Annotated in this window: 21 protein-coding genes and 1 tRNA gene; 10 read left to right on the top strand and 12 right to left on the bottom strand. The window is 59.7% G+C overall.

Annotated features, from left to right (window positions below):
• Positions 1–171: 171 nt before the first annotated feature.
• The gene (locus AEYBE204_RS34080) at positions 172–1,683 is read left to right on the top strand and encodes a hypothetical protein (protein ID WP_023463097.1); all 1,512 of its coding nucleotides are present in this window, start codon (positions 172–174) and stop codon (positions 1,681–1,683) included.
• Between the two features lie 191 nt (positions 1,684–1,874).
• Complete coding sequence (locus AEYBE204_RS34075) at positions 1,875–2,546, top strand: hypothetical protein (RefSeq protein ID WP_023463096.1); 672 nt, start codon at positions 1,875–1,877, stop codon at positions 2,544–2,546.
• Here the strand turns inward: AEYBE204_RS34075 and AEYBE204_RS34070 are convergent.
• The gene (locus AEYBE204_RS34070; RefSeq protein WP_023463095.1) at positions 2,543–3,703 is read right to left on the bottom strand and encodes an aminotransferase; all 1,161 of its coding nucleotides are present in this window, start codon (positions 3,701–3,703) and stop codon (positions 2,543–2,545) included. The two genes, AEYBE204_RS34075 and AEYBE204_RS34070, sit on opposite strands and share 4 nt — an antisense overlap.
• 100 nt (positions 3,704–3,803) lie before the next feature.
• Between AEYBE204_RS34070 and AEYBE204_RS34065 the strand changes: the two genes are divergently transcribed.
• From AEYBE204_RS34065 to AEYBE204_RS34045, 5 genes are all read left to right on the top strand, one after another.
• Positions 3,804–4,178, top strand: coding sequence for a hypothetical protein (locus tag AEYBE204_RS34065; protein WP_023463094.1), 375 nt, complete (start codon positions 3,804–3,806; stop codon positions 4,176–4,178).
• 351 nt (positions 4,179–4,529) lie between these two features.
• Positions 4,530–5,261, top strand: a complete 732-nt coding sequence (locus AEYBE204_RS34060; RefSeq protein WP_023463093.1) for a hypothetical protein — start codon at positions 4,530–4,532, stop codon at positions 5,259–5,261.
• Positions 5,262–5,275: 14 nt separating this feature from the next.
• Entirely contained in the window at positions 5,276–5,962 is a 687-nt protein-coding gene (locus AEYBE204_RS34055) for an NnrU family protein (protein WP_023463092.1), read from the top strand.
• Between the two features lie 108 nt (positions 5,963–6,070).
• Entirely contained in the window at positions 6,071–6,232 is a 162-nt protein-coding gene (locus AEYBE204_RS34050; protein WP_235068223.1) for a hypothetical protein, read from the top strand.
• Between the two features lie 2 nt (positions 6,233–6,234).
• On the top strand, positions 6,235–6,471 hold the full coding sequence (locus tag AEYBE204_RS34045) for a hypothetical protein (protein WP_023463090.1): 237 nt from the start codon (positions 6,235–6,237) through the stop codon (positions 6,469–6,471).
• Between the two features lie 4 nt (positions 6,472–6,475).
• On the opposite strand, the gene AEYBE204_RS34040 is transcribed toward AEYBE204_RS34045, so the two are convergent.
• Positions 6,476–7,423 carry a Gfo/Idh/MocA family protein gene (locus AEYBE204_RS34040; RefSeq protein WP_023463089.1) on the bottom strand — a complete coding sequence of 316 codons (948 nt, stop codon included), beginning with the start codon at positions 7,421–7,423 and terminating at the stop codon, positions 6,476–6,478.
• Positions 7,424–7,602: 179 nt separating this feature from the next.
• Here AEYBE204_RS34040 and AEYBE204_RS34035 point away from each other — a divergent pair, with 179 nt between their 5' ends.
• The gene (locus AEYBE204_RS34035) at positions 7,603–8,499 is read left to right on the top strand and encodes a hypothetical protein (protein WP_023463088.1); all 897 of its coding nucleotides are present in this window, start codon (positions 7,603–7,605) and stop codon (positions 8,497–8,499) included.
• A 196-nt stretch (positions 8,500–8,695) separates the two neighbouring features.
• On the opposite strand, the gene AEYBE204_RS34030 is transcribed toward AEYBE204_RS34035, so the two are convergent.
• From AEYBE204_RS34030 to glmU, 5 genes are all read right to left on the bottom strand, one after another.
• Complete coding sequence (locus tag AEYBE204_RS34030) at positions 8,696–10,069, bottom strand: class II 3-deoxy-7-phosphoheptulonate synthase (protein ID WP_023463087.1); 1,374 nt, start codon at positions 10,067–10,069, stop codon at positions 8,696–8,698.
• Between the two features lie 163 nt (positions 10,070–10,232).
• Entirely contained in the window at positions 10,233–11,513 is a 1,281-nt protein-coding gene (locus tag AEYBE204_RS34025; RefSeq protein ID WP_023463086.1) for an O-antigen ligase, read from the bottom strand.
• 61 nt (positions 11,514–11,574) lie between these two features.
• Positions 11,575–12,951: a glutathione-disulfide reductase gene (gene gor / locus AEYBE204_RS34020; RefSeq protein ID WP_023463085.1), complete on the bottom strand. Its 1,377-nt coding sequence runs from the start codon at positions 12,949–12,951 to the stop codon at positions 11,575–11,577.
• A 10-nt stretch (positions 12,952–12,961) separates the two neighbouring features.
• Complete coding sequence (gene rpiA / locus AEYBE204_RS34015) at positions 12,962–13,654, bottom strand: ribose-5-phosphate isomerase RpiA (RefSeq protein WP_023463084.1); 693 nt, start codon at positions 13,652–13,654, stop codon at positions 12,962–12,964.
• 5 nt (positions 13,655–13,659) lie between these two features.
• Positions 13,660–15,024 carry a bifunctional UDP-N-acetylglucosamine diphosphorylase/glucosamine-1-phosphate N-acetyltransferase GlmU gene (gene glmU / locus AEYBE204_RS34010; RefSeq protein ID WP_031231077.1) on the bottom strand — a complete coding sequence of 455 codons (1,365 nt, stop codon included), beginning with the start codon at positions 15,022–15,024 and terminating at the stop codon, positions 13,660–13,662.
• Positions 15,025–15,266: 242 nt separating this feature from the next.
• Here glmU and AEYBE204_RS34005 point away from each other — a divergent pair, with 242 nt between their 5' ends.
• Positions 15,267–15,953, top strand: coding sequence for an HAD-IA family hydrolase (locus AEYBE204_RS34005; RefSeq protein ID WP_023463082.1), 687 nt, complete (start codon positions 15,267–15,269; stop codon positions 15,951–15,953).
• A 58-nt stretch (positions 15,954–16,011) separates the two neighbouring features.
• Positions 16,012–16,086 (top strand) — tRNA-Val (locus tag AEYBE204_RS34000).
• A 253-nt stretch (positions 16,087–16,339) separates the two neighbouring features.
• Here AEYBE204_RS34000 and AEYBE204_RS0120570 read toward each other — a convergent pair.
• From AEYBE204_RS0120570 to AEYBE204_RS40585, 5 genes are all read right to left on the bottom strand, one after another.
• Complete coding sequence (locus AEYBE204_RS0120570) at positions 16,340–17,629, bottom strand: glycoside hydrolase family 28 protein (RefSeq protein ID WP_023463081.1); 1,290 nt, start codon at positions 17,627–17,629, stop codon at positions 16,340–16,342.
• Between the two features lie 210 nt (positions 17,630–17,839).
• Positions 17,840–21,730 carry a TonB-dependent receptor gene (locus tag AEYBE204_RS33995; protein ID WP_023463080.1) on the bottom strand — a complete coding sequence of 1,297 codons (3,891 nt, stop codon included), beginning with the start codon at positions 21,728–21,730 and terminating at the stop codon, positions 17,840–17,842.
• A gap of 179 nt (positions 21,731–21,909) precedes the next feature.
• Entirely contained in the window at positions 21,910–22,899 is a 990-nt protein-coding gene (locus AEYBE204_RS33990) for a FecR domain-containing protein (RefSeq protein ID WP_023463079.1), read from the bottom strand.
• The gene (locus tag AEYBE204_RS0120565; protein WP_081724719.1) at positions 22,868–23,473 is read right to left on the bottom strand and encodes an RNA polymerase sigma factor; all 606 of its coding nucleotides are present in this window, start codon (positions 23,471–23,473) and stop codon (positions 22,868–22,870) included. The genes AEYBE204_RS33990 and AEYBE204_RS0120565 overlap by 32 nt, the downstream gene beginning before the upstream one ends.
• Positions 23,474–23,841: 368 nt before the next feature.
• A partial coding sequence (locus tag AEYBE204_RS40585; RefSeq protein WP_023463077.1) for a TetR/AcrR family transcriptional regulator occupies positions 23,842–24,371 on the bottom strand: 530 nt, incomplete at its 5' end.

Below are 24,371 nucleotides of genomic sequence, written 5' to 3'. Positions count from 1 at the left end.
AAGTCTATCTTATTCAGGCCGCATGAAAAGTCCCAATCTGCGACGCCACCTGCGACTGTGCGCGCCGCCATATTCCGCCCTTTGCAACAGGTTGCGACACGCGTGGAAACGTCGTTATGCGGCATGCTGAGAGTCATCCGGCGAACAGACTTAACTCAATAGGTGACCCTCATGATCAGATCCTTGCTGAAACCCCTACTCCTGAGCGGCGTCGCCGCTTTGCTCTGCCTGCCCTTAACGGCGCAGGCCGTCGAAGTGGACAAGATGACCGGCGAACGTGATCCTGACGGCAAGTGCCGGGACACGACCAGCCCGCGTTTCCACTGGCAGGCCTTCGCCAATGTCATCCCTGTCCTCGGCGTCAGCGGTTCCGGTACGGAACGCGTCGAATTTTACGGCCACTACATGGACACGGTGTACGACGACAAGATTTACTTCGAGAACCTGCCCCGCGCCACGGTCAAGCGGATTCGCGGCCATTCCGGCTTCATCAACAATACCGCCGATTGCGGCACCAAGGGGTCTCTGGCGCTGGAGATCACCCTTCCGGTCTATACGAGTAAAACCAACGGCACGCTGGTGATCGACAATGTGCGTATCCCCTTTTCGGTGTCGCCGCGCCACATGACCGATATCCAGTGGACCCGCGACAATATCGATAATTCGTCCGCCAGCGATATGGCCGACGGGGCGACCCAAGGCACGTCGGTCCCCAATCCGGCTTACGAGGCCCAGCAACGCGCCATTGCGGCCCGTCAGGCGCGCTGCGCGGGCGTCGATCCGAACGTCGCGAACAACAGCGGTTGCGGGCCGGTCGTCGTTCTTTTCGTCGATCCCTATATCACTCAGACCAATGGCTATACCAGCCGAAACCGGACCTTCGTGCGCTGCATGGACGACTTTGGCGGCCGGTCGTCGCAACCGGGCTCCGGTCAGTTGCGGGTCGTTTTGCCGACTAACCTGCCGACGGACGCGTTCAAATGCTTCGCGCGCCCATTCGTCAGCGACTACGAGCTGACGCCGTTCCGCGATGGCAATTCCCTGTTCAAGGCCGAATCGCTCGATCCGACCATAAGCCTTGTGGCGCCAGGCTTGCCGACGATGGTCGGCGATGCCGAGGCAGGCTATATCCGGGCGTTTTTCCAAGACCCGTCCGACGTCCTGACAATGGTGGGCGAATATAGTTACACGGTCAGGATCAGGTATGCGGACGGGCGTTCGCCGACCACTTCGCCCCTGACGGTAACCTTCGTGTCCGATCCGCCTTACGGCGTTAATCAGGTCCTGCCTCCCTTTGTACCCGCCAACGGCCGCTTCAACGACGCCGTGCCGGTTATCGTAAAGCCTTATCAGCGCACCAAATCCGGTCAGTCCTTTGCCTGGACGATAACCGGCAATCGCGCTGCGGAGTGTTTTGCCACCGTCACCGGCACCTTGACCCCTAACGCTGGCGTGGACAGCTTCGCCCTGCCGCTCAAGGCCACCGATGCCAATGGCTGCGGAGCGATCACCTTCACCGCCGAGGTTCTGCCGGACGCCCTGCGCGGTCAGACCATTCAGAACAACCGGTTTGTGGCGCGGACGACGTTCAAGATTCCGCCGAGCCAGCAGCTTCAGAATCTGCCCGATCGAAAAGTCCTGCCCGACGGCGTAACGATCACACGCCCCCTACAAAATCCATAGGCCTGCCTCTCAGCCTTTGTAATCCGTCACCCCCTTGTTCGGGGGTGACGGCGTCCGGCAATCGATGCCATGATCCGGACGCGCCGCCGATGGATGGACTTTTTCAGTTGCAGTCCATTTCAAATTTTCTTTTTTCATGCTCTTTTTCAGGCGTCTGTCCGTCGGCGGCGCAGTCCGGCCTGAGGTTTTCAATGAAGATATTCCCCGTTCTCACGGTTTTTATTGCCCTTTCGGTCTCTTCGGCAGGGGCGAAACCGCCGGTACTGGACGCCGTGCCGCAGGCGCAGTGGGGGCAGGATCGCCATGATCCGGACCGTCACATATGGGTCCACCCCAAGGGCGATATCGGCCTCAGCACCCCTGACGACTGGACGTGGACCTTTGTCACGCCGCGCACCCACGAACTGACGCTGCTTCAGGTGTTTTCGCCGCGCACCGGTGGCCCGGCGCGGGCCTGCACCCTGATGCGCGAGGCGCTGACCGAGGGCCAGGGCGTCTATAACAGCTTCGCCGCCGCGCAAACCGCCCTGCCCTCGCTGCTCGACGACTATGCCGACGAAATCCGCCTGAACGTCCGCGATATCTTCCCCGAAGCCAATGCGAAGATCGAGATCACCAAAAAAGGCTTGGTGCCGATGATTTCGGCGCCGATAAGCGGCCCTCAGGTCAAGTTCGTTTCGGTCGATATGAGCATCGAGGTTGGCGCCGAAGCCTATCTGATGCGCAGTGTCGGCCTCGACCTGCCGGACAAGACCTTCGTGACCCTGAGCTGTCTGGTCGGGCCTGATGACGCGGCATGGCTCGATACCCTGCCCGCCATGTTGAGGGTGCATTCGGCGGTGCTGACGCCCGCGGATCGTTAAACAAACAATCGCCGCGCCTTTTTGAGCGCCTCGATCCCGCGATAAAGCGTCTCATCACTCTTGGCGAAACATAGCCTCACGACCGGCAAAGGCGGGCCATCCGGCGTGCAAAAAGCCTCCAGCGGAATGGTCGCCACGCCCGCCTCACGCACCGCGCGCAAAGCAAAATCGGCCCCGCCCAAATCGATCCCCGTCGCCTTTAAATCAATATTGAGAAAATAGGTGCCTTCCGACGACAAGGTGCGAAAGCCTTCGGCCGCCAGCCCCGCCTGCAACAAATCGCGTGACCTTTGCAAACCGGCCACCGCCTCGGCAAAGCGCGCGCTCGGCAGATTCAGCCCGAAAGCCACGGCGGTTTGCAGCATCGGCGGCGTGGCAAAGGTCAGGAACTGATGCGCCTTGGCGATCTGCGCCACCAGAGCCTCCGATGCGCAGACAAAGCCGACTTTCCAGCCGGTCAGGGCGAATATCTTGCCCGCAGAACCGATCTTGACGCCCAGCCCGGCCAGTTCCGGCAGGTTGAGAACGCCGACGTGGCGAACACCGTCAAATATAACCTGCTCCCACACCTCGTCCGAAATAACATAGGCCTCATGAGAAACACAAAACCGCGCCAGTAAGGCCCAGTCCTCCGGCGATATCAGCCGTGTCGTCGGATTGTTCGGCGTGGTCAGCAACACGGCCCTGGTGCGCGGGGAAAACGCCGCAGACAACTGCGCCTCGGTAAAGCGCCAGTCCGGCGGCGACAACCGTATCCGCACCACCACTCCGCCCGCGCGCTCGATCAGCGGCGCATAGGCGTCGTACATCGGCTCGAAAACGATAACCTCGTCGCCCGGCGAGATCAGGGCGAACAGCGCCGCCGCGATGGCTTCGGTCGCCCCCGACGTCACCAGCACTTCGCGCGCGGGATCGAGGCATACACCCTGCGTCCGGCCATAGAACCCGGCCACGGCCTCCCGCAACGCCGCCGTGCCCTTCATCGGCGCATACTGGTTCGAGTCGTGTACGACTGCGCGGGCGGCCTCGGTGCGGACCTCAGGAAAGCCGTCGGTTTCGGGAAAGCCCTGCCCCAGATTCACAGCCCCCAGTTCCACCGCCAGCCCCGACATGGTGGTGAAGATGGTCGTGCCGAGTTGGGCATAGATCGGGTTCATGAGCGCTTCCTGTTTTGGGCACCCTACTTCCCTCTCAGCATTTGTAAATTGTACGCGACAGACATCCCGCTAAAAATCACGCAACCTTCAGGAGCCCATCATGCGCCACGCCCTTATCCTTCTCGCCCTCATTGCCACGCCGTCGTTGACGCTGGCACAATCGCCCGACGATACGGCCTACACCAAGGCCATCATGCACGCCGAAGTCTTCGACAAGCTGGGCGACGCCATGATCCAGAACGCGTCGATCGCCACCGAAAACAATAACAAGACCGAAGCCTGCGAAGCGCTGGAAAGCGCCGCGCGCAACTACACCAAGGCCATCCCGCTCTACGCCGCCGCCATCGCCGCCCCCGCCGATCCGCGCGACAAGGACCGCAAGACACCCGAAGCGCTGAAAGACGCCAGTGACTTTGCCATCACCAAGCGCGATCGCACCCAGGGCGTTTTCGACAAACATTGCAAACCGGCGTGAGCCCGGAGAATCTGTCAGGACTACTGGCAGGTCATTATTTGCGAATAATTCTCATTGACATGCACGACAGCACGTGGTCTATAGGGTTACTGTATTCGCTTCGTCAGAAGCGTAACCCCAAGCCGACAAGAGCAGCGGAATGCCTCCCTCCCCTTGTCCGCTTACCCTGAGCGGCCTCGGCCTCTCTTGATTCCTCGGTGCACTTGAAAAGCCTGCTTCCCTCGTGGAGCAGGCTTTCTTTTTATTTGAGCGTTGCCCCCTCTTAACGCCCGCCGTGTTTCGTGGTTAATATGCGCGGTGACTCTCATTTGGGTTTGCCGCTATCTGGCTTTTGGGGATTGAGACGCAAGCGTGAACCAGTATCTGCCGACCATCATCATCCTGACGGCCGCCGCTCTGGCCGTGCTGCTGGTGCTTTACCGGATCTGGGATTCCCGCGTCGAAGCCCCGAAGAAGCTCGAAGACGAGGTGACCGAAGCGTTGAACGGCGCGCGGCCCGACGTGGTCTCCATCGAACCGGCGCGCAAGGCCGCCGCCGCCCTTTCGTACCTCGCCAATACCTGCGTCATCGTGCGCGAATTCGGCAAGGCCCCGACCCGCGTCTATGGCATGGTTGAAATCATCGGCATCGAGGTCTTCGTCAACAACAAAGTCGCCGCCCGCATCATCCGCAGCGGCGCGCACAAGATGTTCGACGACATCGCCCCGCAGGTCGACCGCGTGACGATCCGCCTGATGTTCAACGACCCGTCGCGTCCCGATTTCGAACTGGTCCTGTGGGATCCGAACGACGCCCTCACCGCCCGCGCCGAAGGTCCGCGCGCCGCGATGGAAACGGCTCGTCGCTGGTTCTATCACGTCGAAGCCATCATTCGCAAGCCCTTGACCGATATCGAAAAAGAGCTGAATCCACCGCCCCCCCCGGCCCCTGCGCCCCCGCCGGAACCCACACCTCCGGTCGTCCATACCCATACACCGGACGAAGACGCACCGCCCCCCCCGCCCAAGCCCAAGACCGACGGCCCCCAGAATGGCCCCAAGGATGGTGACGTCCTCAACGCTCCGCTTATCCAGTATCTGTAAAGGCCAAGATTTTCATGTGGACCCTGGCCCTGGCCTGCGCCTTCTTTATCTCCATCCATGTCCTGATTTCCGGCAGCCGCCTGAAAGATCAGTTGATTGACGCCATCGGAGGGGTGGCTTATAAGATTCTGTTTTCATTGCTGTCTTTAGGCGGCTTTTTCTGGATGGTCAGCGCCTTTTTCGCCGCTCGAAACGACGCCTATAATCACCATTTCTGGGAAGCGCCGTTCATCCTGAAAACCATTGCCTTCGTATTCAACTTCATCGGTCTGATGCTGCTGATCGTCGGCGCCCTGAGCCCCAGCCCGACCAACCTCAAGGGCGCCAAGAAATGGCCGGACGAGCCGGTCAGCGGCATCATCCGCATCAGCCGTCACCCGGTACTGGCGGGGATCGCCTTGCTGTCGGCGACGCACCTCGTCTGCAACGGCAATCTGGCGGCGTGGGTATTTTTTGGCACCTTGCTGGCCTTGAGCCTGCTGGGCGCCAACAGCATCGACCGCAAGCGGGAAGCGGTATTCGGCGATGCCTATGCCTCCGTCATGCGCCGGACATCGATCGTACCGTTCCTGGCCATCTTTCAGGGCCGCGTTGCGTTCGAGCCCGCAGAACTCGGCGTTTTACGCGTCATGGTGGCGACCTCTGCCTTTACAGTGCTGGTGGTGTTGCACGAACTCCTCTTCTTCAGGCCCGCGCTCTGAACGCCCTGCATAATTCCATTGATATCATCACAAATATTTGAATAACTGCGGGTATAGGGTTAGGCGGGGGCATTCAGAGGGCTTATGAAACCGACGGCAACGACAATCTTGCTGTTTTTGATCTCGGTGACCCTGGTCTTCGCGAGCCTGATCGGCTGTTTCCGTCCGTTCGAGGGCGAAGCCGTGGACGTCATGACGCAATACAAATACGCCTTCATGGGCGCGGGCTATGCGGTGCTGGCCTTTGCGGTGCTGTTCAAGAGCCGCTGAAGATGATCTTCGGACCCAATTCCGGACGCCGCAGCATCAAGAGAACCTTGATCATATTCTTACCCTTCATGCTGTTTGCAGGCGTTCAGGTTCTCGCGGCCACCTATCCTAACAACTTCGGCAACCTACTTCTTATCAGTCATGATGAGATTGCGTTCGCCAAAGACTTTTTCGTTATCGGCGCCATTTTACAAGGCTGTAGCTGGCTAGCCTTAAGCCTATTCAAGCCCTTGCCTTAGCCGATCATCCTTCCGCAATCGCTTCGTCGATGGCCAGCGCCAGAGTCAGCGCCTTCAACGCCTCATTCCCCGTGGCCAAAGGCCGCTCCCGCAGCCCCGCCACCTTGTCGAGGAAGCGAAACACGCTGGTGCCTAACGGATCGCGGGCGATATCGGCCTCGGCAAAATCCGGATTGAGTGCAAACGGCGTATTGTTCTCGAATTTGCGGTTCAACAGATCGATGAACAGTTCGCCTGACGGATAGACGATGCGCATGGTGCGTTCGCGGGCCTCGGCCATGCGCGACGCGGCAAAGGTCGCCACAAAGCCATCGTCGAACTTCACCTCGGCAGAGGCTTCATCGGCGCCGACCGCCTGATAGCCTTCGTCGGTGCGGAACTTTGCGGATACATCAATGCCGCCCGCCTCACCCGCGGCGAGGGTCAGCCCCAGATCGAGATCGTGGATCATCAGATCCAGCACGACCGACACATCGAGATTGCGCGTCGAGACCGTCCCGTTGCGCACGGCCTCAAGCCGCAGCGGCCGTTCAGGCACATCGTACAATCCCATCGCCTCGAACACCGCGCGTTCCTGATGCCCGCAGGCTAGAACAACGCCTTTTTCGGCGGCCAGCGCGACCATCGCGTCACCGTCGGGCTCAGTAATAGCCAATGGCTTCTCAACATAGGTATGCACCCCCGCCTCAAGCGCTTTCAAGGCGACCTGTGCGTGGGCAAAGGCGGGTACGGCGATGGTGATGACATCGATCGCCGCCAGAAACTCCGGCAATTGCTCACTATAGAAAGCTTTCACTCCGAACTTTTCCGCCGCTGCTTCGGCGCGCGCCTGATCGAGGTCGTAGATGCCGATAAATTGCACCTTTCCGGCGGCTTCGGCTTCCTTGTACTTGTTGGCGTGATAGCCTCCGAACACCCCGGCGCCCGCGACGCCCGCTTTCAAAATGGTCATAACTCTACCTTTTATCCAAGCGCCCGAAGTGTGGGCGGATATTTGTACACAGGATTTCCAGCCGGATGGAAATACAAAATGGCGCATAAAACCGACAATGCACAGTTTAGAGTTTGGTGCGGCGCGTGGCATGGGCTAAAACCCCCGCCAGTTGTTAAACTCTTGCCTAAGGTGTCATCATGGCGCGTCTGTTCGGAGCCTATGTGATCGTTGACTGGAGCGCCGCCGAAGGCAAAAAAACCGGCGAGTCTTCGGTATGGATCGGCGTCATGAAGCGCGACGTGCGCTTCCGCCTGTCTTACGAGTCGCATAATCCGGCCACACGCGCCGAAGCCGTCGCCCTCCTGAAGACGATCATGGGCGATCTGCATAAGCGCGGCGATCGCATTTTCCTCGGCTTCGATTTCAATTTCGGATTCCCGCGCGGCACGGCGGCGAAGCTGGGGCTGACGGACTGGCAGTCGATGTGGGATTTCGTGGTGAAAAACGTCGTCGACAAGGCCGATAACACCAATAACCGCTTCGCCGTCGCCGCCAAGATCAATCGTCTGACGACCGACGAGGCCTTTCCGTTCTGGGGCTGCCCCAAGAACGCCGCGCAGAAGTGGCTGTCGACCCTGAAACCGGCCAGCTATGGCGACTTCCCGGAGTTTCGCCTGACCGAGGATGCCGCGCGTAAACTCGGTAAGCACGCTCAGGCCAAGACGGTATGGCAGATGCACGGCGCGGGCGTGGTAGGCGGTCAGACCCTGCTCGGTATCCCCGCTGTGCGCGCCCTGCGCGACTCCCTGCCGAAATCGAAGATATGGCCTTTCGAGACCGGCTTCGCGGCCCTGACCGAGGCCGATCTCGACGGCACCGACACGGTCATCGCCGAAATCTACCCGTCGCTCTATCCCGGCGCGTCCGAACATCTGGAGGTCAAGGACGCCGCCCATGTGCGCCTGACCGCCACAGCCTTGGCCGAATTCGACGACAAGGGTACGCTGGGGGCGCTGTTCGGCGCGCCGAAGGGCCTGAGCGAGGACGAGATCGATATCGCGCTCAACGAAGAAGGCTGGATATTGGGGGTTTAGAGCGATATGCCGAAACGAAGTTCGGCGCAGCCAAAAGTGTGAGCGATTTTCGGCTATAATATCGCGACAAAACAAAAACTTAGAGCAAAACGACGATTCTATCTAAAGTCATTCCGCTTTAGGTGTCTGTGGCGTCTTTCGCAGCAAAAAAAGGGCCGCTGAACGCGGCCCTTTTTCATGTATATCGTACCTGACCTTACGCCGCCTTGGCAGCGGCATCCTTCATCGCGTGCAGCCGTTCGGCCACGAGGAAGGATAACTCCAGCGCCTGATCCGCGTTCATACGCGGGTCGCAGTGCGTGTGGTAGCGATGGCTCAGTTCATCCTCGCTCAGAGCGTGGGCGCCGCCGATGCACTCTGTGACGTTCTGCCCCGTCATTTCCAGATGCAGACCACCCGGATGCACGCCTTCGGCCCCGGCCACATCGATGAACGAGCGGACTTCCGAGAGGATACGGTCGAACGGACGCGTCTTGTAGCCGTTGGCGGCCTTGATGACATTGCCGTGCATGGGGTCGATAGACCACACAACCGGCACGCCGTGTTCGCGCGTCGCCTTCATCAGCTTGGGCAGGCGCTCATTGACCTTTTCCGAACCGAAACGGCCGATCAGGGTCAGGCGACCGGGAATGGCTTCGGGGTTCAGCGCGTCGATCAGACGCTTCAGGTCGTCGGGTTCCAGCGTCGGGCCACACTTGACGCCGATCGGATTCTTGATGCCCTGCATGAAGTGGACGTGCGCCCCATCGAGCTGACGCGTGCGCTCGCCGATCCACAGCATGTGCGCCGAGGTGTCGTACCAGTCGCCGGACGTCGAATCGACGCGGGTCAGGGCCTGTTCGTAGTTGAGCAGCAGGGCTTCGTGCGAGGTGAAGAAGTCCACCTGGCGGATTTCCTGCGCCTTGTCGGACGTGATGCCGATGGCCGACATGAAGCTCAGGGTTTCGCTGATCTTCTCGGCCAGCACCTTGTAACGCTCACCCTGCGGCGAGCCCGACACGAAGCCGAGCGTCCACTTGTGGATGTTGTAGAGGTCCGCATAGCCGCCATTGGCAAAGGCGCGCAGCAGGTTCAGCGTCGCCGACGACTGATTATAGGCCTTCACCAGACGCGACGGGTCCGGCAGACGCGCTTCGGGCGTGAATTCCATGCCGTTGATATTGTCGCCGCGATAGCTGGGCAAGGTCACGCCGTCGATGGTTTCGACGGGCGACGAGCGCGGCTTGCCGAACTGACCGGCGATGCGGCCGACCTTGACCACCGGCTTACCGCCGGCAAAGGTCAGGACGACGGCCATCTGAAGGATCAGGCGGAAGGTGTCGCGGATATTGTCGGCGGAAAATTCCTTGAAGCTTTCGGCGCAGTCGCCGCCTTGCAGCAGGAAGGCTTCGCCATTGGCGACCTTACCGAGCGCGGAGGTCAGGCGACGGGCTTCACCGGCGAAAACCAGTGGCGGCAGGGTGGCGATTTCGGCCTCAGCGGCACGTAACGCCGCCGCATCGGGGTAATCGTCAGGAATGTGGAGCGCGGGGCGCGCGCGCCAGCTATGGGGGGACCAAGACTTGTTCATGCGGCCTATTTAAGCCGCCGCGAAGGCAAACTCAATATCCACATGCGCGTAAAAGCATTGCAGCGGCGCAAAAATGACTTAAAAGTCAGTATTTTATAGTTTAATTTGAAACTTCAAACCGCATTAATACTGTAATTCGACGCGATTTCGCGCCACACGCCATCTATTTTCCGACAAAACTGAGGGCTTTTTTGGTCATGACCAGCACAGCGGCGACAATAGCGGCAAGCGCCAGCCACCACTCCTGCCAGATGCCGAAGCTGAGTTGTGCCAGGGTGAAGAACGCCGCCACGCTGGCCAGAACGTAGGGTCGCGTATCGATACCGTCGCGGTCGCTGATATCCCTGAGAGCCCGTGGATCGTTGCCTTGCGCAGGGCCGCCCTGACCTACCCGCAGGATCAGCAATACCCAGAAGGCGGCAAGAATGAATAGCCCGACATAGCCGAGTTCGAGGCCCACCTGCATCGACATATTATGCGGGTGCAGCGGGATCGCCTTGCCGAAATGGCGGCTGGCGTCGAAGCCCCAGCCGAGGAACGGCTTCATCATGATCTTTTCGGCGGTGAACATCCAGATATCGACGCGCGCATCCCAGGACGGCGGCAGGAACTGATGGACATTGTCATCCCATTTCATGACCTTGATCAGGTGCATGATCACCGGGAAGTAGAGAATCTTGAAAGCGACGACGAAGGCCGCCCAGTAATATATGCTGATCTTGCCGATATAGGGGAAATAGCGCGCAATCAGGAAGACGATATAGGAAACGACCATGGCCAGTACCGGCGCATTGGCACCGGTGATGATCGGCGTCAGGACACAGGCCCCCAGCGCCACGACCTGAACGCCACGCGATTTGAATTCGCCGACCAGCATGATCGGCCAGTAGAGCAGCACGAAGGCATAGGTGGCGATCGACAGTTTGACCATGGCGAGGTCGGGCCGGATTGGCTTATAGATGGTCGCCGAAATAGCCTGATAGATGGCCGCACCGCTCAGGGCATCGACGATAATCAGGACGCACAGACCGATAAAGGCATAGAACAGTCCGCCGGTCAGTTTGAAGGCGTCTTCGTCCTTCATTTTCATGGCGCCCAGAATCAGCGCACCATAGGATATGGGCTGAAGGATCATCTTGAGCCAGGCCTGATCTTCCCAGGTCTGATACTGGCCGAAATCGGCACCGCTTTGCATGTCGTAGAGCAGCGTTGAACGTCCGACAAGCCAGACCAGCAGCACGACCATTGCCAGTCCTGCCCAGCCGAAGACTTTGGCATGGCGCCAGTAACCCAGCAACAAAAAGCCGCCGAAGGTCGCGGTCAAGGCATAGCCCAGCGAGCCAAAATAGGTAAACAGGACGAAGAAGGCGAGCGTGATAAACATCACGCCTTGCGTATAGGACGGAAGTTTGAACCCTGCCGCCGACATCTTCGCTACCGCCATAGTCCCTCGCAAAACAAACGCTTGCGACTCCCTTACATCCTTCCCCGTTGCCGGGAAAGGTTTAAGCCGTCCGTTTTTCGCGCAGGGTGACAAATTCCTCCGCCGCCGTCGGATGCACGGCGCAAGTGGCGTCCCACTGCGCCTTGGTCAGACCGGCCTTGACGGCGATCCCGGCCATCTGAATGATCTCGGCCGAATCCGGCCCGACCATGTGGACGCCGAGCACCACGTCGGTCTTATGATCGACGATCAGCTTCATCAGGGTGCGGTTATCGCCACCGACAAAGGCCGTCTTCATCGTCTTGAAACGCGCGGTATAGATATCGACGCGGATGCCCTGCGCCACCGCGTCCTGCTCGGTCAGGCCGACCGTGCCGATCTGTGGCTGAGAGAAAACCGCCGTGGCGATCTGTCCGTGGTCATAGGCCTGCGGATTGTTCTTGAACGCCGTCTCGACAAAGGCCACGCCCTCGCGGATCGCCACCGGCGTCAGGTTGCAGCGGTTGGTCACATCACCGACGGCGTAGATATGGTCGATGGCGGTCTTCGAGAACTTGTCAACGACCACAGCCCCGTCGCGGTCCAGACCGACGCCGATCTCTTCCAGTCCCAGATTGCGCGTGTGCGGGCGACGGCCCGTGGCATAGAGCACGGTTTCGACCGTCAGTTCGGTGTCGTCGGTCAGAGTAACCTTGATACCATCTTCCACCTGCACCAACGACTTGGGCTCGGCATGGGTCATGATGCGGATGCCCTTCTTGCCCATTTCCTGGGTCAGGTGCTCGCGCACCTCCTGATCGAAGGCGCGCAGGATCTGGTCGCCGCGGTAGAGGATGTGGGTTTCGACGCCCCAGCCGTTCAAAACCCCGGCGAATTCGACCGCGATATAGCCGCCGCCGACGATGGCGATGGATTTCGGCAGCTTTTCGAGGTGAAACATCTCGTTCGAGGTGATGGCCAGTTCCTTGCCCTCGACGTCGTCCGGTACGAAGGGATGGCCGCCGACGGCGATCAGGATCGTCTTCGCGGTCACCTCATAAGGTTCGTCGCCGTTCGACGGCGTCAAATGTACCGTGTGTTCGCCGGTCAGTTTGGCGCGGGCGTTGATCAGGTCGGCCCCCGCCTTGACAAGGTTCGAGGCGTAGATATCCGACAGGCGATTGACCTCGGTCGTATTGGCGTTGCGGAACTTGACCCAGTCGAATTTGCCCGATTGCGCTTCCCAGCCGAGGCCGCGAGCATAGGCGATCTGTTCCGGCACTTCCGAAGCATAGACCATGAACTTTTTCGGGACGCAGCCGCGCAGGACGCACGTGCCGCCGGCCTTGTCCTCTTCGGCCACCGCGACCTTGAGGCCCAGTTGCGCCGACAGCCGCGCCGCGCGCACCCCGCCGGAGCCCGCGCCGAGGACAAACAGGTCATAATCGTAGTCGGACATTCTGAATCCTTTAGGGGTACAATACCTTCACACCTTCATCGGTGCCGATAAGCGCGATGTCGGCCAGATCGAGGAACAGGCCGTGATCGACCACACCGGTCGTGGCTTTCAGCGCACTGGCCAGACCCGACGGGTCGTGGATCGCCCCGCAGGCCACATCGAAGATAAGATTGCCGCCGTCGGTTACAAAGGCCTCGCCGCTTTTTTTGCGCAGAACCGGCATTTTCGCGATATCGAATTCGCTCAAAACATCGGTGATGCGGTTGATCGTGCCCTTATAGGCAAAGGGCTCGACCTCGATCGGCAGGGCGAATTGCCCCAGCACCGCGACGTGCTTGGCGGCGTCGGCTATGACGATGCAGCGGTCGGCCATTTCCCAGATCAGCTTTTCACGCAACAGCGCCCCGCCGCCGCCCTTGATCAGGGCCAGCCCCTCACCGATCTCGTCCGCGCCGTCGACACAGAGATCGAGCTTGCCGACATCGTTGATGTCCTTGATCTCCAGCCCCAGCGAGTGGGCCAGATGCGTCGTCTGGTTCGAGGTTGAAACGAGCGTCAGCTTCATGCCCGCCTTGACCTCGTCGGCGATAGCCTTGACGAACCAGGCCGCGGTCGAACCGGTGCCAAGCCCGACCTTCATGCCATCCTTGATGTGGTCGATGGCCGCAAGGCCGGAAATCTGCTTCTGTGTGTCGGCGCTCAACGGCTCTATCCTTTTTTGAGAGCGGCTTTTTCAGCCAGTTTGCGCTCACGGAAGGCCTTGGCCCAGCCGGGTTTTTCGGTCTGACGCGCCCGCTCGAAGGCCAGCGCATCGGCGGGAACGTCCTGCACGATGACCGAGCCGGAGCCGGTGATCGCGCCCGCCCCGATGGTGACCGGCGCGACCAGCGCCGTGTTCGAGCCGACGAAGGCGTTTTCGCCGACGATCGTCTTGTGTTTGAAGAAGCCGTCGTAATTACAGAAGATGGTTCCCGCGCCGATATTGGCCTTCGCGCCGACCTCGCCGTCGCCCAGATAGCTGAGGTGGTTGGCCTTGGCACCTTCGCCCATCCTGACGTTCTTGACCTCGACGAAGTTACCGATATGGACGTCCTTACCGATCTCGGCCCCGGGACGCAGGCGGGCATAGGGGCCGATCAGCGCGCCGGCACCGACCTTCGCGCCTTCTAGGTGCGAAAAAGCCCGGATGACCGCGCCGCTCTCGACGCTGACGCCTTCGGCGAAGACGACGTTCGGCTCGACGATAACACCCGCCGCGATCTGCGTATCCCACGACAGGAAGACGGTGTCGGGGGCCGTCATGGTCACGCCGTCGCGCATCAGTTCATGGCGGCGGCGCGTCTGCCAGATACCTTCGGCGACCGCGCGTTCGGCTTGCGAATTGACACCGATCACGTCGTCTTCGGCGACGAAACACGTCTTCGGTTTCAGGCCGCGCCCCTTGGCCAGCCCCACCACATCGGTCAGATAGTATTCGCCCTTGGCATTGGCATTGGTCACCTCGCCCAGCAGCGAGAACAGCGTCGCGCGGTCGGCGGCCAGAACGCCGGAATTACAAGCCGTTATGGCCAACTGCTCAGGGCTGGCTTCCTTGGCCTCGACGATGGCCGAGAGGTCGTTGTCGCCCTCGATGATCAGGCGGCCATAGGCGCCCGGATCGGCGGCCTCGAACCCCAGCACGGCCAGATCGGACGTGTCGGCCAGATCGAAGACGGTTTTCAAAACCGCCGTGTCGATCAGCGGGCAGTCGGCATAGGAGACCACCACCTGACCGTCGAAATCGGCCAAAGCGTCCTTCGCGGCCAATACCGCGTGGCCGGTCCCCAGCGGCGGGTCCTGAATGACGACGTTTTCGACGCCCAGCCGCGCCCGCGCCGTTTCGCCGACCTGCGGCGAGTGCGCGCCGACCACGACGACGATGCGATCGCAGCCCAGACCTTCGGCGGCGTCGATGGCGAGGTCGAGCATGGTGCGTCCGGCGACGGTGTGCAGAACTTTCGGCACAGGCGATTTCATCCGCGTGCCCTGCCCTGCCGCCAGAATGACCGCCGCGCGTTTCGTGTTATGGCTCATGATCGTCGATTCACCCGTTGCCGTTTGTCTGGATTTAGAGCGCAAATAGCGGCCTGTGAAGTCGTTTACTTCCGACATCTCTCTTTTCATACTCCCCCGCCACGCGGGGGAGGTGGATTTTTGCGTAGCAAAAAGACGGTGTGGGGCCTTATAAAGCGGTTCAAAAGGCCCCCTCTGTCACTTCGTGACATCTCCCCCGCGTGGCGGGGGAGTATTTATGGGCATCGACATTAAGGCTTGATATGACCACCCTCCCCGATCTGACCGGATACTGCCTCGCCTTCGATCTCGACGGGACGCTGGTCGAGACCGCGCCGGACATCATCGGCACGCTGAACGAGATTCTGGCCGACTATAAGGTGCCGGAATTTGCCTATAGCGACGCGCGCAAGCTGGTCGGACGCGGGGCGCGGTCGCTGATCCAGCGCGGGTTCGCCGCCGCCAATGTGCCGCTCGATACCGCCGCCGAAGACCCGATGGTCGCCCGCTTTCTCGACATCTATCGCCACCGCATCGACCGCGAAAGCACGGCTTTCGAACGGCTGGAGGACACGCTCGACGCCCTGTCCGCCGCAGGCGCCACGCTGACGGTGTGCACCAACAAACCCACCGACCTGTCGGTGCTGCTCCTGACCAAGCTTGGCCTGATCGGGCGTTTCGGTTCGGTGCGCGGCGCCGACAGTGTGCCGGACAAGAAACCGCATGCCGGGCATTTGCAGGCCTGCATCGACGATGTCGGCCTGACCATGGCCAAAACCATCCTGATCGGCGATTCCGAAACCGATTACCTGACCGCGCAAAACGCCGGTGTCCCCTGCGTGCTGGTCAGCTTCGGCTATTGCGACACGCCGCTGGAGGAGATGTCCCCTGCCGCCCTGATCCATCATTTCGACGAACTGCCCACAGCGATTGCCGGGATCGTGAAATAAAACCCCTTGTCAGGCGGGGATGGAGCGGCTAATACCGCCGTCCTCGCAACGTGGTAACGGACTCGTAGCTCAGCGGGAGAGCATTCGCTTCACACGCGAAGGGTCACAGGTTCAATCCCTGTCGGGTCCACCATCTTCTCTTTCCGTTCAGACAGTTAAGTGCGCACCGCGCATCACGACGCCCTAATTCGCTGACTTGTGGGCACTATTTCCAATGTGCTTTGTCATGGCCGGATGGGAGGTGCGCGCATTTCCGGCTTTAGTCCTTAAAAAGGCCCCGCGTCTCCGCGAGGCCTTTGCCGTATGGACGTTTTTGAGGTAGGCTCAAAGCCAGCCATAGTGCGCGACCTGTGCGTCCCATCTGAACGGCATATGTTCGACCCGCGTCAGATAGAGTGAAGGAACTTGCCGTTTATGCGGAGATTGTTGGACGTGAAATGTGCAACCTCCGTCATGTCGAGCTTGTCTTTCTTCAACTGAAGATCAAAATCCTCCACACGAATTTTTTCAATATCTGCCTGACCGGGATCGGGCTTGATGACCCCGAAAGCCCCATACCGCCCGCTGAAGCCCGCAAGCCGCACGTTTCGAACGACAGACCGGGGTAGTGCGCCGTCACGGGATACTGCAAACTGGCTCCACGGCTGGATCGAGAAAATAGCGCCCCCCTCGGCATCGAGCTTAATGTTTTGCAAGAAAATGTTTTCGTAGGTCTGAGGCGTATCCGTCCTTAGTTTGAGGTTCAGCACGCTCATCGATCCGGTGATCCGGCAGTTTTCAACAATCACATCGCGTACAATCGTGGCCTCGCTGCCGCAGGTCATCAGGGCATGGCCACGACGAAAAACGCAATTTCGCACTCTGATCCGTTCGACGGGCGGGCTATCCGTGTCGGCCAGCGCGTCAGGCCCTTTGGACCCCTTGGCGGCGATACAATCGTCGGTCACCGAAAAGTGGCAGCCCTCGATAAGGACATCCTGACTGCTATCGATATCGATCGCATCGGTGCTCGGTGCCTGCTTGTAGTCATCGGGCACCTCAAAGCGCGCACCGCGAACGGTTACGTTCTGACACCTGTACAGATGCAGGTTCCAGAACTGTGAATCTTTGAAGCAAACGCCTTCGATCGTCACACGACGGGAACGCTCGATCAGAATCAGTCGCGCGCGCGGGAGGCTTAGGTTCGAGAAATTCTTTGGGTCCGGCGACGCTTTCCTGAGCTTCCAGAAAAGATCCCAGACCGGTCGCCCGTCACCGTCGAGTGTCCCCTCGCCCGTGATGCTGAGACCGTCGCAGCCCGCCGCATTGATCAGGGCGGGTGTGAATTTTTCTTCAAAATGGCCTTCGATGCGTGTCCGATGAGGCGGAAAATTCGCCATGTCGGTTGAGGCTTTGAGCACGGCGCCCCGTTCGAGATGCAGATTGACCTTTGGTCTCAGATACAGGGCCCCGCAGACAAAAACGCCTGACGGGATCACGACCGTTCCACCGCCTTCAGCAGCAAGGCGATTTATGAGCGACTGAATGGCGGCGGTGTTCAAGGTCGCGCCGTCACCCACGGCACCTGACCGCGTTACCGGCACGCGACCGGGTTTTGCTTGCGCCGCCGGACCGACAAACGCTGTCATGGTCATTAAACCGGCAAGACGGCGGCGGGTATAGGTTTGTACAGTCATTTCGACGTCCCTTTTGCAGCGATCTTGAAACCGATTGAAAAAAGATCCGCCAGAGCAACTGGCGGATCAAAGTTGGCTTTGCTGCAAGTGGGGAGTTGGCCGCTTGCAGCCGGGGAGTGAATGCAGACAGACGTACTGGCTACGCGCCGACCGGTCATACCCGACATTCAACACGGAGACGGCGGCGCGGGGGTGCCGCGCCCGCCGGTGTTACTGAAGCTTGTAGGTCATCCCGATATTGAACCGCTGACCGCCATAGCTGGCCGCAAAGTACTTATCTTCGTCGCGCCCGCTCATGATGACATTGGCCTTTTTCATCAGGTTTCGGCCTTCCCAATAGATCTCCACATTCTTGGAAATCTTATGGCTGATCTTGGCGTCGAGGTAGAGGTAGCCTTGGGTATAGGTTGGCTCTCCGGGATTGTACGGGAACGCCACGCGTGTCCGCGGGTTATCGATCGGGAAGTCCGAGATACCGTCGATCGTCGTGCCGCACGAGGTGACACAGCGCAGGACCTTGTCGCGTTGCTGGAAGGCGAGACGAGCATTGGTCTTGCCGTCGTCGTACCAGAAGGTCAGGTTGTTGTAGTATTTCGACCGCCCGGGAACGCCAAGCGACTCTCCGGTAATCGGATCATGATAGCCGACATCACCCGACTGCTCATTGGTCGAAATATTGAAGTCGATACCGGTATAGCGCAGACGCCACGGCAGGAAGGTCAGCGACGTTTTCGCCGCCAGCTCCCATCCCTTGCCCGTCCAGCCCGGACCGTTGACATAGGTCCGGTACGAGAATTCGATATCGGACAAGGGCTGTCCGGTGGCCGGATCGACTTCATCCGATCCGGCGAAAACCGGCGAATCCGTGACATTGATCGCTTCCGGGCGACCGATTTTGACTTTCTGACGATAGTAGGCGAGCGAGATCGACGTATCCCTGTTCGGATACCATTCGATGGAATAATTGTTTTTGTTGGCCTTGTATGACTTCAGCGAGGGATTACCAAAAGTATCGCATGCCATGTCGGTTGCGTCTTCGCCGTCTTCACTTTCGTCGATGCCGGTTTCGAATTGCCCTTCCTTCCGCTCGTCGACCGTACAGGTTCCCACTGGCCACAGACGACCGATCGGGGGTGGCGCCACCGATCTCGCCCAAGAGTATCTGATGAGGAGTTTGTCATCGATCACCCACAGGGCCGCATTGTAGCTCGGCAGCCAGTAGCGCTCTTCGCGGTTGACATAGACCGCCTTGCTGATGCGTGTGGTCGTAACCCGGTTATAGCCGCCGGTCGCGGTGGTGTCTTCGTTCCAGTCGTTGTTCGGGTTGCCGTCGTCGGAAAAGTTCTTCCGGATCGACTGAAGCGCCACCTGTCCCGCCGCCTGAACATTACGCTGGACCATGCGAAGGCCGAAGTTACCCGAAAACTGCATTCCCCACGGCAGATCCTGCTCGAACGACAGCATAGCATAGGCGGCGGAGTTCTGCTCCGAAGAGCGGCTAACCGGCTGATCGTACATCTTGCCGTCCGTGCCCATACAGACCTTCATACAGTCGAAATTGATGTACTGGCTGAGGCCCATCATCGACAGCGCTTTGTCGACATCGACCGTGTTCCACAGCTTCAGCCCCTGCACGCCTTCATACCCGTTCATGAACGCGCCCGTATTCACCTCGTTCGAATTCTCGAAGATCGAAATCAGTTGCGCCCGGGTGATCGTCTCCGTTCCGGCATGGGTGAGCTTACCGGTGCCCCAGGTGATGCCGTATTTGCAGGCATTGGCTGCCGTCGTCGTCGCCTGATTTTCACAGGCGCGGATGGTGCTGTCGAGCGAGGTTTGCGGGACGAAGAAGGTGTTGTTACCGCCGGTATAGCCCCCCGCCCCCCAAGCCCGGCTTTGGGATTTGCTGTAGCTGACACCCGTCTTGAACGAGGTGAAGAACGGGTACTTGTCGAGACGATAGATCACGTCGATCTTGGCGGCATCATTGTTGCCTTCGGTGATCCGCGGTGTGAAGGTCACGTCGATGCTGCTTGTATATTTTGCCGCAGCGGCTTGCTGTGCTGCCGTACCGGTGAGCGCCACGAACGGCACAGACTGTTCCATATTATCCGGATTGAAGCCTTCGGGATATTTGATATCCCACAGACCGTGGTCCAGCATGGTCAGGGTGCCGGTACCATAGGTGATGTTGCGACGGAAGCGGGTGTCGGTGCGCTGATAGTAGGAGTCGCTGTGACTACCCTGAAACTTGATGTTCAGAGGGCCACGCTTGTATTCGCCACCGGCCAGAATGTACTTGTTCTTCCAGTCCTGATCGTTGGCGATATTGTCGTAGTTGATCGAGGCATTGGTGATCTGGGCGCCCGTGACGTAGTGGTTTTCGGTCGTCACGCTGCCGGGGACGACGTTCAGGACCGTGCCGTAACGGGGAAAGGCGTTGTTGACGACCGATCCGGCCAGTGTGCTGTCGAGCGTCGACACGCCCACCGGTTGATCCTTCATGTACAGCGTGTACCCGCTTCCGGCGACTTCGCCATAGCGATTGATACTGCCGTTCGGAATATTGGTATTTGTCGTCAGACTCTGGGTGAAGTTCAGAGTATTGGACGTCGCCCCAAGGCTGCCGCGTGTCCGGGCTCGACGCCGTTCGTCCTGCTCCCGATTGGCGACCTGATATTTGGCGTAGACGGTGAGATGACTGTTGACGCGGTAGTCGAAGCGGATATCCCAGGCCAGCCGGTCTTCATACTGCGACACCCAGTAGTCCCGCGTCAGGCCGGGCGAATAGTCGTTCCACTGGTTGAGGCAGGTGATCTGAGCATTGATGTTGACGGCCTGTGCCGAGGCCCGCGTACCGTTATTGGTTCCCGCCGGTATGGCCGCCAGTTGTGCGTCGGAAAGCAGCGGAAACGCCGAGATACATTCCGCCTTGGTCTTTGCGGCGGCAGATCGCTTGACCACTTCCAGTGGCGTCAAGGTCGAGTTGGTGAAAGGGGTCGTCGCACCGTCACCGTTGACCATATCCGGATTGAAGACGAACGTCTTCTCCGGCGACCCGTCGAAATCCCAGGTTCGTGCATATCCGCCATTGTTGGCTGAACCCGCACCATTGATCTGGTGGCTGTCGTTCAGACGGCGGGACTTGCTGACGTTAAAGATCACCCCCAGACGATTGTCGAAAAACTTGCGCGACGCCACGATGCCGAAGTTCGGCGACCAGCGCTCGCTCAGGGTGTTCATTTCCTCTGCAACGCGCAACTGAACATAGGGTTTCTTGAAATCCAGACCGCTGCGAGTCTGGATCAGGACCGATCCCCCAAGCCCGCCTTCGGTCATGTCGGCAGTCTGACCCTTGATGACATCGACGCTCTTGATCAGATCAGCCGGCAATTCGCGCAGGTCAGCGCCGCGACCGGCGCCGTCACCGCCACTAACCGCGAGATCCTGCCCGGCGGAGTTCACCGACATGCCGTCCATCTCAACATTGGTCAGGTCCGAGCCATTGCCTCGCAGGCTGATACCCTCCCCCTCACCGGTTTCGTTACGGCCGAGCGCCATACCGGGAATGCGAGAAAGCGCTTCGGCCAGATTGCGATCCGGAAACGAACCCACATCGTCCGCAACGATCGAATCCGACGCGGTTGCAGCGCGCTTTTTGCGTTCGATGGCCGATTGTTGCGAGGCGCGGGAGCCAATGACGATGACCTCGGTCAAGCCATCGTTCACCGACACCGGTGTCACGGGAGAACCTGCCGAATCGCTAGTTCCCCCCACGTCGTTTCCCCCTGTTTTCGTCCCCTTGACGCGAAGTGCGATCACCCCGTTCCTGTTGGACGCGATTTCAAGATTGGTGCCGGCCAGCAGCAGGTTCAGGCCCGTGACGGTGTCGTAATCGCCGACAAGGGCGCGCGTGGTGACGCCTTCCAGCAAGCTGACCGGGGCGATGATCTGAATTTTGGCCTGAATGGCAAACGCCGGGATCGCCGTTCTGGCGGGCTGGGCCGGAACGTTGAAATCCGCCGCGAACGCGCAACCGGCGTATAGCAGGCCGATGACTGCTACGCTCGCAAACAGGTGTCTCTTAGCTTTGGTGTGCATTTTCCCATTTCCTCATACCGCCGGTTCTTTTCATTTCTGTGCGGTTCGGAAGGGCTAGACGCATCGGATTTGAAAATCCGTGTGGTCGCTTATAATTTTTTTACGCGGACGTCGAAGTTTTGAAATTTTTTTTAGCAAGATGGCTAAAAAACATCGTCATTTGGCCGGCGGGACGCGGCTCAGGCCGCTTTTCGCGAAAGATATATCCGGTTTTCCTGAATATCGATGCGCAGGTCGAAGCTGAGGGCCACGGTCTCCGCGAATCCGACCGGGTCGTTGTTCTGAAAGACACCGGCGATTTTCTCGCCCCTGAGGCCGGGGTCATCGATAATCAGTTCGATGTCGCTATACCGTGCAAACGCGCGCGTCGCTTCATCGAGGGTTTCCCCCTTAAACGAAATCCGACCGCTGCGCCAGGCCATGTCGTCATCGACCTGAACCGTTGAAATCTTCTCGATCTTCAGGACGGGCATCGCCGCCGTAGGCTCGAAGCGGACGCGCGTATTGGCATCGAGCTTGACCGGTTGCCCTTTGCCATCGGCGCGGTCGATTTGCAGAACGCCCTCGCTAACCACGACCGTCAGGGGACGATCCGGCAAATCACCGACCGTGAAGCTCGTCGCCATCGCCGTCACGAAGGCCGACTTTGCCGACACGACGAAGGGACGCCCGACATCTTTGGCCACCGTGAACATCGCCTCGCCGCCGAACAGGTGGACGAGCCGCCGCTTTGCACTGAAAGCCACGCGCACTTTGGTGTCGGTGTTCAGGCTGATCGACGAACCGTCCGAAAGCGTCACCACCTTCATTTCGCCCTTGCGCGTTTCGTATGTCCCCGCCGCCGCCATAGTGGCATAGGACGCGATACCGAGTGCGGACAGGCCCGCAGCGGCGGCACCATATTTATAAACGTCCCGCCGACTGAGGCCCGCCTTCGCCTTATGCCGGGCCGCCAGATCATCTATTATCGCCGCATCAAGCGCGACGGCCTTTTTCGAGGCCTCGATATAGGCCTCCGCGCGCGCCAGAGCGCCGACGCAGCGGATGTCGGAATCCAGCCACAGATCAAGCGCCCGCGCCTCCTCATCCGGGAGCGGTCCATTATCGAGACGCGTCGCCCAGGCGACGGCGATGTCCTCAATTTGGTGTGCGGTTTGCTTTTGGGTCACGGTCAGGTCGAATGCGTGTCAATCGTTCAGTCCCCATAGACGCATCAGGGGGACGGTTTCCGTCTTCCGAAAGTGATTTTGTAATCAGAAAATTGGCTCTGCGCATCCGCATTTCGACAGTCGATTCCGGGATCGACAGTTCCTGCGCGACCTCGCGCTGAGACAGATCGTTTATCCGGCGCATCATGAACACCTGACGCACCTTCTCGGGCAGCGCCACCACCACGTCGAGCAAGCGGCCCAGTTCCTGACGATGGATGGCCTGATCCTCCGGCGTCGGCTCATCCGGCGTGACGTTGAGCGTATTCAGGTCGTCTATCGCCTTGAAATGAACGATACGCGATTTGCGAAGATGCGACGCCATGATCGAATAGGCGGTCTGGAACATATAGTTTTTGACGTTGAGAATATTGTCCGTGCTCTCGACGCTGGCCAAACGGGCATAGGTTTCCTGAACGATGTCGTCGACTTCGAGACCGGGTATCTGGCGTCGCCTGAGCCATGCCCTGAGGGCCGGTTCATGCCGGATGACATGCCGGGCTAACCAACTTCGACGTTCGTACGAAGCTCTCATTGTATATTCGGCTCACCTGACATGCGCTCCGGCGCGAATTCTCGCGACGGACCTGAATGACCGATGGATGCACGCCTTCCCTGAGCTTTTTATCTGGATGAAGTATCAGCGTTCATTGAAAAACTGTCCAGCGCTTTATCATACAATTTTCTTCACACCATGCCGGGCGAAGATCGCTACGTTTTATGACCGACACGGGATATTCAATGAGCATTGAATGCCCGCATTAGCCGTTCCCAGATTTAAATCGCCTACGCGCCCATTCCGGATATCGCGAGGTCGAGCCGATAAGCCGCCTGTTAGCGGACATTGCGACGATCGCGGGCTATCTACTCACGAATTAAATGCTCCGACAAATCCGGTGCGGTTCAGAGATCGACCTTCAGCGCGTCCAGCACCTGCGTCATCAGGCGTCGTGACTGTACGCCGCGCATAGCTGGATCGAGGACCGCCAAATCGCGGCCCATGCCCTGCAACAGAGTCGATACGAGGCCTGCCGCCTGCGGCGTCAGCGGCCCGGATTCACGTGGCAGACGGCTCAGGCGCAGATAGGTGCTTTGCCCGCGGTTATAGCGGATCATCGCCCCCATATCCCTGAAGCTGTGGTCGCGCGCCGCCTGCGACAACAGCGCCTCCATGGCCAGCACGTCCGGCTTTTGCGCGTCCTGCGCCGCATACTGCGTCAGGCCGTCGACATAGATTTCGCGCGACAGGGGACCGGTCTCGGTCGCCTGATGCGGGCGGGTCAGGCGCAGATAGATATGCGCCCACGCCGCGGCCATCAGCGCGCCGCCAGTCGCGAAATGATAGGTCACCGCCCCCAGATTCAGCCCGGCCGCCTGCGCCACCGCCCGGTGCGTGACCGCCGCCGCGCCGTCGTGGCCAACGATGTGCGCCG

The sequence above is a fragment of the Asticcacaulis sp. YBE204 genome, from assembly GCF_000495855.1.
Classification (GTDB): domain Bacteria; phylum Pseudomonadota; class Alphaproteobacteria; order Caulobacterales; family Caulobacteraceae; genus Asticcacaulis.
The sequence above is the reverse complement of the archived record's forward strand: the minus strand, read 5'-3'. Positions and strand labels throughout refer to the sequence as shown.